This window comes from Kitasatospora sp. DSM 101779 (genome assembly GCF_025655475.1).
Classification (GTDB): Bacteria; Actinomycetota; Actinomycetes; order Streptomycetales; family Streptomycetaceae; genus Kitasatospora.
This window is the reverse complement of record NZ_JAHTIK010000001.1, coordinates 4,445,707-4,456,086: the sequence shown is the minus strand read 5'-3', so window position 1 is coordinate 4,456,086 and position 10,380 is coordinate 4,445,707. Positions and strand designations below refer to the sequence as shown.

9 protein-coding genes, 1 tRNA gene and 1 other RNA gene are annotated in these 10,380 nt (G+C 74.2%); 3 read left to right on the top strand and 8 right to left on the bottom strand.

Annotated features, from left to right (window positions below; translation table 11 throughout):
- Positions 1-1,385: DNA polymerase III subunit gamma and tau (locus tag KSNIM_RS20320; RefSeq protein ID WP_263104624.1), on the bottom strand; the 1,385-nt coding region annotated here is incomplete at its 3' end.
- Between the two features lie 72 nt (positions 1,386-1,457).
- An RNA gene (gene ffs, locus KSNIM_RS20315) (signal recognition particle sRNA small type) lies at positions 1,458-1,548 on the bottom strand.
- A 132-nt stretch (positions 1,549-1,680) separates the two neighbouring features.
- Here ffs and KSNIM_RS20310 point away from each other — a divergent pair.
- Positions 1,681-1,765: transfer RNA gene (locus KSNIM_RS20310), tRNA-Ser, on the top strand.
- 138 nt (positions 1,766-1,903) lie between these two features.
- Complete coding sequence (locus KSNIM_RS20305; RefSeq protein ID WP_263104623.1) at positions 1,904-2,281, top strand: WYL domain-containing protein; 378 nt, start codon at positions 1,904-1,906, stop codon at positions 2,279-2,281.
- A gap of 126 nt (positions 2,282-2,407) precedes the next feature.
- On the opposite strand, the gene KSNIM_RS20300 is transcribed toward KSNIM_RS20305, so the two are convergent.
- The 5 genes from KSNIM_RS20300 to KSNIM_RS20280 form a co-directional block, all read right to left on the bottom strand.
- On the bottom strand, positions 2,408-3,790 hold the full coding sequence (locus KSNIM_RS20300; protein ID WP_263108033.1) for a hypothetical protein: 1,383 nt from the start codon (positions 3,788-3,790) through the stop codon (positions 2,408-2,410).
- A 225-nt stretch (positions 3,791-4,015) separates the two neighbouring features.
- On the bottom strand, positions 4,016-6,517 hold the full coding sequence (locus KSNIM_RS20295) for a hypothetical protein (protein WP_263104622.1): 2,502 nt from the start codon (positions 6,515-6,517) through the stop codon (positions 4,016-4,018).
- A complete protein-coding gene (locus KSNIM_RS20290; protein ID WP_263104621.1) occupies positions 6,514-7,224 on the bottom strand; it encodes an ABC transporter ATP-binding protein in 711 nt (236 codons plus the stop codon). The genes KSNIM_RS20295 and KSNIM_RS20290 overlap by 4 nt, the downstream gene beginning before the upstream one ends.
- Before the next feature lie 83 nt (positions 7,225-7,307).
- Positions 7,308-7,694, bottom strand: a complete 387-nt coding sequence (locus KSNIM_RS20285) for a peptidase inhibitor family I36 protein (protein WP_263104620.1) — start codon at positions 7,692-7,694, stop codon at positions 7,308-7,310.
- A gap of 468 nt (positions 7,695-8,162) precedes the next feature.
- Entirely contained in the window at positions 8,163-8,852 is a 690-nt protein-coding gene (locus KSNIM_RS20280; RefSeq protein ID WP_263104619.1) for a DUF4386 domain-containing protein, read from the bottom strand.
- 153 nt (positions 8,853-9,005) lie between these two features.
- Between KSNIM_RS20280 and KSNIM_RS20275 the strand changes: the two genes are divergently transcribed.
- Positions 9,006-9,707 carry a TetR/AcrR family transcriptional regulator C-terminal domain-containing protein gene (locus KSNIM_RS20275; protein ID WP_263104618.1) on the top strand — a complete coding sequence of 234 codons (702 nt, stop codon included), beginning with the start codon at positions 9,006-9,008 and terminating at the stop codon, positions 9,705-9,707.
- 76 nt (positions 9,708-9,783) lie between these two features.
- Here the strand turns inward: KSNIM_RS20275 and KSNIM_RS20270 are convergent.
- A partial coding sequence (locus KSNIM_RS20270) for a CAP domain-containing protein (RefSeq protein ID WP_263104617.1) occupies positions 9,784-10,380 on the bottom strand: 597 nt, incomplete at its 5' end.

The following is a 10,380-nucleotide window of genomic DNA, read 5'->3' as shown; positions in this document are numbered from 1 at the left end:
GCAGCCGGGGCGGGTGCCACAGCCTGTGCGGCCGGGGCCTGGCCGGCGGGCTGCTGCGGGTCGGGCGGCGGCACGGCGGGCGCGGCCGGCATCTCCGGCGCGGGCACCGGCGCGCCGGGTACCTGTGCAGCGGGGACCTGTGCAGCGGGCATGTGCGCCGCAGGCGCCTGGACACCGGGCATCTGGACGCCGGGCACCTGGACACCGGCCGCCGGGAAGCCGCCGACCGTGGCGCGCCGTTCCAGCTTGTCCAGCCGGGCCTGCAACGAGAGCTCGTCGCTGTACGCGCCGGGCAGCATCACCCGGGCGCAGATCAGCTCCAGCTGGAGGCGGGGGGCGGCATTGCCGCGCATCTCGGTGAGACCGGTGTTGACGATGTCGGCGGCGCGGCTGAGTTCCGCCGCACCGAAGCGGTCCGCCTGCGCCTGCATGACGGCGATCCGGTCGGCCGGGGCGTCGATCAGACCCTTCTCGCCGGCGTCCGGCACTGTGGCGAGGATCACCAGGTCGCGCAGCCGCTCCAGCAGGTCGGTCACGAAACGGCGGGGGTCGTGGCCGCCCTCGACCACCCGGTCGACGACCTGGAAGACCGTCGCACCGTCGTGCGCGGCGAAGGCGTCCACGACCTCGTCGAGCAGCGCGGAGTCCGTGTAGCCGAGCAGCGCGGTGGCCATCTGGTACGTCACACCGGCGTCGCCGGCGCCGGCCAGCAGCTGGTCCATCACCGACATCGAGTCACGGACGGAGCCGGCACCGGCCCGGACGACCAGCGGGAAGACGGAGTCCTCCACCTGGATGCCCTCGCGGCCGCAGACCTCGGCCAGGTAGTCGCGCAGGGTGCCGGGCGGCACCAGGCGGAAGGGGTAGTGGTGGGTGCGGGACCGGATCGTCCCGATCACCTTCTCCGGCTCGGTGGTCGCGAAGATGAACTTGAGGTGCTCCGGCGGCTCCTCCACGACCTTCAGCAGGGCGTTGAAGCCGGCCGAGGTCACCATGTGCGCCTCGTCCAGGATGAAGATCTTGTACCGGCTGTGCACCGGCGCGAAGAAGGCCCGCTCGCGCAGCTCGCGCGCGTCGTCGACGCCGCCGTGCGAGGCGGCGTCGATCTCGATCACGTCGATCGAGCCGGGGCCGCCGGTCGCCAGGTCACGGCAGGACTGGCACTCGCCGCACGGCGTCGGCGTCGGGCCCTGCTCGCAGTTCAGGCAGCGCGCCAGGATGCGGGCGCTGGTGGTCTTGCCACAGCCGCGCGGCCCGCTGAACAGGTACGCGTGGTTGACCCGGTTGTTGCGCAGGGCCTGCTGGAGCGGGGCGGTCACGTGCTCCTGCCCGATGACCTCCGCGAAGGTCTCGGGGCGGTAGCGGCGGTACAGGGCTAGGGACACGCCACCGACGATATCGGGACGGGCCGACAAACGCGGCCTCCCTCGGCACGGCCCGGGGCCGCCCGCAAACGCAAGGACCCCTCGTGCACCCGCCAGAGCCCTCCTACCCTTGCTGCCTTCCGGCCCTGGGGGGGTTCAGAGAGATGACGCCACACGAGGGGCTGCCCCAAGAGTAGCGGATCGCGGGCCCGAGGTGGCCCACCCCACCCCGTCTGAGATCCGCAGGCGACCGCGCACGGCCACCTGCGGGATAGCGGTTCGCGAGCACCCCTCGACATGTACTAAGCTCTCCCACGGAGGATTCGCCTAGAGGCCTAGGGCGCACGCTTGGAAAGCGTGTTGGGGGCAACCCCTCACGAGTTCGAATCTCGTATCCTCCGCCTCCGCCCGCCAGGGCAAACGCAAGGCCCCGACCGGTTTCCGGTCGGGGCCTTCGTCGTTGCTGCGGGTCCGGTTGACCGGCCGGAGCGGGTGCCCGAAGGCGCCACGGACCTGGGGGACCTGGGGCCGCTGATCGTGTGGCACCATCCGCTCGTCGACGAGCTCCCCCAGGACGTCATGCCGTTCGCCGCCGTGATCCGCGAGGCGCAACTGCTCGGCGCGCTCGCCCTCGGGGCCCTGACCCCTGGGACGGCCGCGCCTACAGCACCGACACCGAGGAGATCATCGCCGGACACGCGTGCAACCTGTCGTTCACCGACGTCCGCCAGCTGGCCCACGCCGTCGACGCCGGCCTGGCGATCACGATCGAGTACGTCGCCGCCTCGGGCAGCGCGACCGTCCGCACGCTCAACCGGATCGACCTGGATGCTGCCCACCTCTACGCCTGGTGCCACCTGCGGAACGACGAACGCGTGTTCACCATCTCCCGCATCCGTGGAGTGATGCCCGTGTAGCCCGGGTCGACCACCGGACCGTCAGCGGTGTGTCGCGGTCCCGGATCTCGGCCCGTCGGCGCGGACGGAAGGCCCCGACCGCGCCGGCGGTCGGGGCCTCGTGTGCCGCGCGGAGGTGCGCGTGGGTCAGTTCACGGTGAAGTAGTAGTCGTACGGCGCAAGGACGAGTCCGTCCCTGGTGGTCGCCCAGACCTCCAACACGTACGTGTCGCTGTGGTCCGGGACCCAGTGGACGGTGGCCCTGCCCTTGCCGTCGGCATCCACCGTGACGGGTTCGCCCCAGTTGACGGAGTAGGTGTAGCTCACGACTCCCTTGACCTTCGGCAGGAAGGTGAAGGTGCCGCTGACGCCCGCCCCTCCGCCGGAGCCGTTCTCGGGGTAGACGTCCGATTTCACGGTCGGGGTGGTGTCGATCGCGGCGCTCCACACCCCCTCGTTGCTGACCCAGCCGTTCGCGCTGGTGGCGGTCACGTGCAGGAAGTTGGCGGTGGTGCCGGTCAGCCGGAGGGTGATCTCGGCCGTGCCGTCCTCCTTGGCCGGGACCTTGATCGTCCGGTCGTCCTGGCCGCCCTGGACGGTGACGGAGTACTCGACCACGGGGCTGACGGCCTGAAGATCCGCCGCGGGCGTGATCCTGAAGGGCGTCGGGTGGTCGAACTTCGGCGCGACCACCGGCTTGATCTCGGGAGCGGCCGAGAGCACGTAGAACGCGTACTCGGCGGAGGGGGACCGGTTGAAGGCGCGGTCCAGGCTCGCGACGTAGAAGGTCATCGGCCCGGAGGCGGTCGGAGGTACGAGTTCCACCGAGGCCGAACCGCCGAGCCGGTCGGCGCGCACGTAGGTCGAGGGGTACGCGGTGTAGGGATCCACCGGCTGCGGAATGCCGTGCCCGCCGATGTCCGTCACCGGCACGGGGAACGTGCTCTGCCAGGAGACCACGAAGCCGGCGACGTCCTCGACGCCGTTGGCGTCGAGGTTGAACCGGACCGGGGCTCCGGGCCGGTCCCACTGGCCCTGCGGGTAGTTCGGCGAGGTGACCGCCGGCGCCTTCGAGGGCGGGGTGCTGTCGACGGTGAGGTAGCAGGCGGCCGACCAGTCCGAGGACTGGCCTCCGTACGCCGTCTGGGCCTGCCAGGCGTACGTCCCGCCGTCGGCCAGTGCGGTCGCGGGCACGACCACCGACCGCTCCCAGTCCGGGATCGCGAGCGTGTCGGACAGGACGGTGACCTGTGCCGGGTCGGCGACCGGCCAGATCCGGAACTGAGTGGTGACACGGGGGACGCCCGCGGAGTCGGTGACGTGCGGGACGGCGCCGAGCCCGATTCCACCGGTTGCCCCCAGGTGGACGGGCGAGGCCGCATCGGTCGAGCAGTGCCTGCTGCTGTTGAAGAGGTCGGTGGGCGTCGTCGGCGCCGCGGTCGCCGCACCCGCGGGCGCAGCCGCGATCAGTGCCAGGGCGAACGCTCCCAGCGAAGTGACGGCCGTACGGATGGGTGCGGCCAGGAACATGGTCAAGGAAGGTCCTCCCGGAGAAACGCCGCGATGGGGCACTCTCACGTGCACGGACCACCGGGCCGCGGAGGATCGTAGTGGAACGTTCCGCTGTCGACTCGGAATTATCGTCAGGCGGATGCTCTGTCAGGCAGCGGCCGGAGCCGGGGCGCCCGCTCGGCCGGGCCTTGCCCCCGACCGGGCCTTCGTCGTGGTGCGCCCCGGGTCGGACGGTCGGTGCCGCTAGCGGGTGGACCGGCGGCGGGTGCGGGTGGCAGCGGGCCTGACCAGGTAGCCGGCGAGTGCGGCGGCGGCGACCAGGGCGAGGGTGGCGGCGGTGAGGGAGGGCCAGGGGACGACGAGTGCGGTGCCCTTCGGCCAGAGCTGGGCTCCGGCCAGGACGAGGCCGGTGAGGAGTCCGCAGCCGAGCGAGAGCGTGGTGATGACCGCCGCCTGCGTCGCGGAGACCACTCGCTGGGTGCGGCCGCCGAAGCCGATGACGTGGAGCAGCCGCAGTCGGGGCCGCAGTTCCTGGGTGGAGGCGGAGACCGCGAGAAGGGTCACGATCAGGACCGCCGCGCCCGCGATCGCCGTCATGACGTTCCACCGGGCGGGGACGGGCGGGGTGCGGGGCCGCTCGATCCGCAGGGCGGTGGCGGGGATCCCGAGGGGTTCGAGGGCGGTGCCGAGCCGGCTCTCGATGTCCCGGGGCAGCCCGTCCCCCGGGGTGGCGAGGTAGGTCGTGGTGACGGGGAAGAGGCCGAGGGCCCGGGCGGCGGCGCCGGTGAGCACCCCGGTCGCGCGGTTGCGCGTGGTCCGGTCCACGGCGGCGCCGGGTCGGGCCGGGGCGGTGACCGGCGGCCGGCCCGCGGTGCCCGGCTTCGGTTCGAAGGCCAGCGCGGCGTGACCGGCCCGGACGAAGCCCGGGTCGAACACCACGATCTTTCCGGCCGTCAGGGCGGCGGCCTCCTCGGCCGTCCAGTCCCGCAGGGTGAGTGCGCGGAAGTCCGCCGCCGTGTCCACGATCTGCAGGGTTCCGTGGGGGTTGGCGGACTGCGGCGACTGTGCGAGCAGGGCGACCTTGGGCAGGGCGAGTCGTGACGGCGCGTCGGCGGCCGGGCGGTCCGCGGCGTACACGCCCTGGACCGGGACGACGGAGGCCTGCGCGCCGACGACCCGGCGCACCGCGGCCTCGACGGCGGCGGACGGAGGTGCGTCCCGCAGCACCACCTCGATCTGTCCCGGGTGCCGCGAGCCGGCGTACTCGCGGGCGTCCCTGGCCGCGTTGCTGCCGACGAAGACGGCGGTGGAGGCGGCGAAGGCGACGGTGACCACGCCGAAGACGACCGCCGCGGTCGGGCGGCGGCGATCCCTGGCCAGGTCGCGGAGGCCGAACCGCAGTCCCGGTCCGAGTGGTCCGGCGGCCCGGCCGAGCAGCAGCAGGAGGTCGGGCACCAGCAGCACGGTGGCGACGAGGAGGGCGACGCCGCCGACCACCCCGGGGGTGCTCGATCCGGTGGCGGTCCCGCCGGCGATCGCGACCGCCGCCAGCACGGCGCAGGCCGCCGCCGACCGCCTGCGGCGCCGTCCCGCGGTGTCGGTGGGGACGCGGCTCAGCCGCCGGCGGACGGTCTGCCCGGCTGCGAGCCGCGCCGGCAGCCAGATGCCGAGCGCGCCGCAGAGCACGGTCGCGGCCAGCAGGAGCAGGGGGCGCGGGGAGGCGAGGTCCACCGGTGCCAGGTCGCGGCGGACGACCGCGCGGACCGCCGGCCGGACGGCCGCGCCGAGGGCCGTCCCGAGGACCACGCCGGCGGATCCGCCCGCGGCGGCCGCCAGCAGGCCCGCGGCCCGGGCCAGCCGGACCAGCCGCGCGCCGTCGAACCCGACGGCGGACAGCAGGCCGAACTGCCGCTGCAGGCGGCGCATCCGGATGCCGAAGGCCGCGGCGGACCCTGCGAGCACGAGCAGCAGGCCGGGAAGGGCGACGAGTCCGGGCTGGGCCGCCAGCAGTGTCCGGGCGGCCGCGGCGACCTGGGGCCTGGACCGGACGGCGAGGTGCAGGTGGGCGGCCCGCGGGCCGATCCCGGCCGCCGCTCCCGGGCCGGTCACCAGCCAGCCCCGGGTGACGCCCGATTCGGCCGCGCGGGCGGGGTCCGCCCAGGTCTCGAAGAGGCCTGGTCCGCCGGCCACGAACTCGGCGTCGTGGGCGGTCGGGTCCTCGACCAGGCCGACGACCACGGCCGGGGTGTCCGAACCGCGGAAGCGCAGGCGGTCGCCGATGTCCAGGTGGTGCGCGGTGGCGAGGTGCCCGGAGACGGCGGCCTCCGCCGGGCCGGCCGGCAGTCGCCCGGCCCTCGTCCGCAGCCAGTCGTGCGTGGCCGCCGCCGTCCAGTCGCTCTCCCGGTAGGCGGCGTACCTGGTGAGGCCGCCGACGACGACGGGGACCTCGGGCGCCTTGTAGTACGGAACGGCCGTGGTGCCGGCGGGCAGGGGCCCGAGGACGGCGGACAGGTCGGCGGGTGCCGGGCCCGGCTCGGTCCGGTCGATCTGGAGGTCGGCCCGGGCCATGGCGGCTGTGGCGAGCTGCTGCGGCGAGAGGTTGAGCGTGTCCACCACGGCGGCGGCGGCGGTGGCGAGCAGGACGGGGGCGGCGAAGAGCAGGAGCAGCATGGCGCGGCGGCGGCCCGTGCCGATCACGACCGACCAGGCGACCCGGAGGTCGATCGGGAGGCGGCTTTGGTTCACCGGACGTCCTCGCCGGCGGCGCGCGCGGTCTGTTCCTCGATCCGTTCGAGCGCGCCGTCCCGCAGGTGCACGACGCGGTCCGCGAAGTCGGCGTTGGCCGGGTTGTGCGTGCTGAGCAGCACGGTGGTGCCGTTGTCGCAGAGCTGCCGCAGCAGTTTCATGATCTCGACGCCGGTCTCCGAGTCCAGCGATCCGGTGGGCTCGTCGGCCAGGACGAGGCGCCGGTCCCCGACGACGGCGCGGGCGATCGCCGCCCGCTGCTGCTGGCCTCCGGAGACCTCGTCGGGGAACCGCCCGCCCGTGCCGTCGAGGCCGACCCGAGCGAGGGCCTCCCGGGCGGCGGACCGCGCGGCCCGCCGGCCCGTCCCGGCGCCCTCCAGCGGGAGTGCGACGTTCTCCTCCAGCGTCAACTCGGCCAGGAGGTTGAGCTCCTGGAAGACGAAGCCGACGGCGGTCAGCCGCATGCGGGCCAACTGCCGTTCGGAGAGCCGCCCCAGGTCCTCGCCGAGGACGCGGACCCGGCCGCTGTCGGCGCGGTCGAGGCCGCCGGCGATGCTGAGCAGCGTCGTCTTGCCGGAGCCGCTGGCGCCCATGACGGCGACCAGTTCTCCCCGTTCTGCCTGCAGGTTCACGCCGGCGAGGGCGCGGACCTCGGCCCCGCCCGACCGGAAGGTCCGGCCGACGGCCTCGAACTGCACTACGGACACGCAGGATTCCCCTCGGGTGGTCGCTGTGCCGCGGCCCGGTTCCCGCGGCGGGCGCAGGATCCGGGCCGCACCGTGCGGGCGCGTCAGCAGGCGAGGTCGTCCGTGTAGACGCGGACCGAGCTCGCCTCGTCGTTGTTGTACCAACCAACGTACCCGTTACTGGAGTTGGGGTTCATGCACTCGCTGCCGCCGCTGGCGTTCGCTCCCCAGAACCACTTGGCGTCGTACGTCCAGGAGTTGTTGATCCACGAGGAGGTGCGGTCGTTGAATCCGGTGAGGTTGTACGTCCCCGGGGAGGCGCTCCGGTACCAGGTGCTTCCGTTGAAGTACGAGTCGTCGTAGAGGCAGACGTTCCCCACGTAGCAGGTGGTCGACACGGCTGCCGCCGGTCCGGCGAAGCCGACGAGCCCGACGCCGGCCGCCATCACCGCCGCAGCGGCCAGACCGGCCGCACGCTGTCCTGCGCCCATGCCCATTTCCCCCTTGCACACGAACCGATCGACCGGCGGGCGCCGGTACCGGGCGGACACTAGCCACGCGTGTGGCGTGCGCGACAGCAGTGATCGGCCGATCCTGTCGCTGAATGACGTGTTCACGCCTACTTCCGCCCCGCGCATGGCGCCGGCATGCGGCCCCCGCCACCCCGGCGGCCCGCACTCGGCCGGAACGGCCGGCAGTGGGATCGGCGGCACCGTTCAGCAGGTCAGTCGCGGTGGCGATGCCCCTCGGGGCAACCGAGTACCGATCTTCGCGCCGCCGCCGGGTCCGGCTCCCCGCCGTCCGCACGGGAGGAGGTCATCGGGAATTCCGGGCTTCGAAGGGCCCGGCGCCCGACGGGGGTCCCGCGTTCCCGCCGGTGGGAGACGCGGTCCGGGCCGGCCGCTCGCAGCGACCGACCCGCGGGCCGGGCCGGCTGCGATTGGCCGGAAAGCGGCGGTTCAGGCGGCGGCCGGCGCCGCCACGGCCGCCCGGTCGAAGCCGCGGGTCACCAGGCAGGTGGCGAGGGCGAGTTCCCAGGCGAAGACCGGCACGGCGGCGAGGGCGCCCCAGGCGGAGACCTGGCCGTAGACGCCGAAGAGCACGGCGACGGCCGAGGCGAAGATCAGCGGGCCGCCGACCAGGCCGAGGACGGCGACGACGCGCGGCACCAGCCGGGAGCGGTACATCAGGTACGCGGCCAGCAGGGTGTTGGCGCCGCACACGAAGTTGGGGCCGAGCAGGAACGTCCAGTCGTGGACGGCCACCAGGGCGCGGGCGGTGGTGGCGAGTGCGGCCGGGTCCGCGCCGTCCGCGCCGTGCCGGCGCAGGGTCACCACGGCGAGCAGGCTGACGATGCCGACCGCGATGACGGCGGCCTCCAGGACGCGCAGGGCGGTGTAGCCGGCCGCGACGGCCTCGTTGTGGCGCCTGGTGACCGGGTACAGGGTGACGGCGGTGCCGACGATGCCCAGGGCCAGCAGCACTTCGAGCAGGGCGCCGAGCAGGACCGGTCCGTCCGCGCCCGCGCCGAGGACGTAGTCGGGGTCGTTCAGGACGGGCCCGTAGAGGGCGAGCCCGCCGATCGAGGTGATGTGGGTGGCGAAGTAGCAGAGGCCTGCCGCCCTCGCGAGCTTTCTCGACGGTTCCACCGGGACTCCTTGGTCGACGAACGGCCGGGGTCGCGGCAGCGCGGCACCGACCGGGGTGTACGGCGTACACCTCGCTCGGGAACGGTAGGGTGTACGCCGTACACCAGTCAAGGGGTGTCCGGGCCCGCGCGGGCGGAGGAGAGGCGGTCGGAGATGAGCCGGCAGACGGACGGCGGTCGGCGGACCCCGCTGAACAGGGACCGGGTGCTGCGCACCGCCGTGGCACTCGCGGACCGGGCCGGCATCGAGGCGCTGAGCATGCGCAGCCTCGCCCAGGAGCTCGGGGTCGTCCCGATGGCGCTCTACAAGCACGTGGCCAACAAGGAGCAACTCCTCGACGGCATGGTCGACGTCATCGTCGGCGAGATCGGGGCTCCGGCCGAGGGCGCCGGCTGGAAGGACGCCGTCCGCGAACGCATCCTCGCCACCCGGCGGGCACTGCTGCGCCACCCGTGGGCCTCGCGGGTGGTGGAGTCACGGCCCGGCCCGACGCCGGGCACCCTCGGGTACCTCGACTCGGTGATCGGGACCTTCCTGGCCGGCGGCCTCTCCGCCGACCTCACCCACCACGCGATGCACGCGCTGGGCAGCCGGGTCTGGGGCTTCACCCAGGAGCTGTCCGCCGCTCCCCCGCCGTCCGACGACCCGGAGGTCCGGGCCGCCGTCCTGCGCGAGGCGGCGGCCCGCTACCCGCACGTCGTCGCGATCGCCACGGCCGGTGCCGCGCACGACGACGGGTCGGTGGTCGGCGGCGGCTGCGACGACCAGTTCGAGTTCGAGTTCGCCCTCGACCTGCTCCTGGACGGCGTCGAGCGCCTGCACCGGCAGGGCTGGACCTCCGCCCGGCGCGGCTGACACCCCTCCGGGCCGCGCCGGGACGACGGGTCAGGCCGCGCCCGACGACGGGTCAGGCCGGGGTGCCGACGACGGGTCAGACCGGGGTGCCGACGTCCAGGGTCCACAGCAGACCGCCGGCCGGGTCGGGGGCCGTGCCGACGGCGGCGTCGAGGTAGCGGCAGTCCAGCATGTTCTGCTGGTGGTACGAGTCGTCCATCCAGTCGTCGAAGACGTCGGCGGGGGCCTTCCGGCGCTGGTCGATGTTCTCGCCCCAGGCGCGCCACTGGTAGCCGGCGGCGTCGATCCGGCTCTCCGGGCCGCGGCCGGCCGGGTCGTCGTGGTCGAAGTATCGGCGTGCCGCCATGTCCTCGGAGTGCCGCTGGGCGGCGGTGTGCAGCTTGGCGTCGATGCGCAGCCCGCGGCAGCCGCGCTTCGCCCGCTCGGCGTTGATCAGGTCGACGAGCTGCTTCTCCGCGCTGCGCGGCGTGGGGCTCGGGCTCGCCGAGGGCGACGGGGACGGGCTGGGCGCCGCCGTGGAGGGCGAGGGCGCCGGCGCGTCGAGGGCGACGGTCTGCGGGCCGGGCACGGAGACCGAGGGGACGGGTGGCGGCGGCGGGGCGGTCTCCTCCGGGAGGCCCCGGACGACGCCGAGGACGGCGGCGGTGACGGCGACCGCGCCGGCCGCCTGGAG

What these genes read in the sequence shown, in the direction of transcription:
- KSNIM_RS20300 (WP_263108033.1), bottom strand. Translation starts at nt 3,790, where the DNA reads ATGTTCCTGGCCGCACCCATCCGTACGGCCGTCACTTCGCTGGGAGCG.
- KSNIM_RS20285 (WP_263104620.1), bottom strand. Translation starts at nt 7,694, where the DNA reads ATGGGCGCAGGACAGCGTGCGGCCGGTCTGGCCGCTGCGGCGGTGATG.
- KSNIM_RS20275 (WP_263104618.1), top strand. Translation starts at nt 9,006, where the DNA reads ATGAGCCGGCAGACGGACGGCGGTCGGCGGACCCCGCTGAACAGGGAC.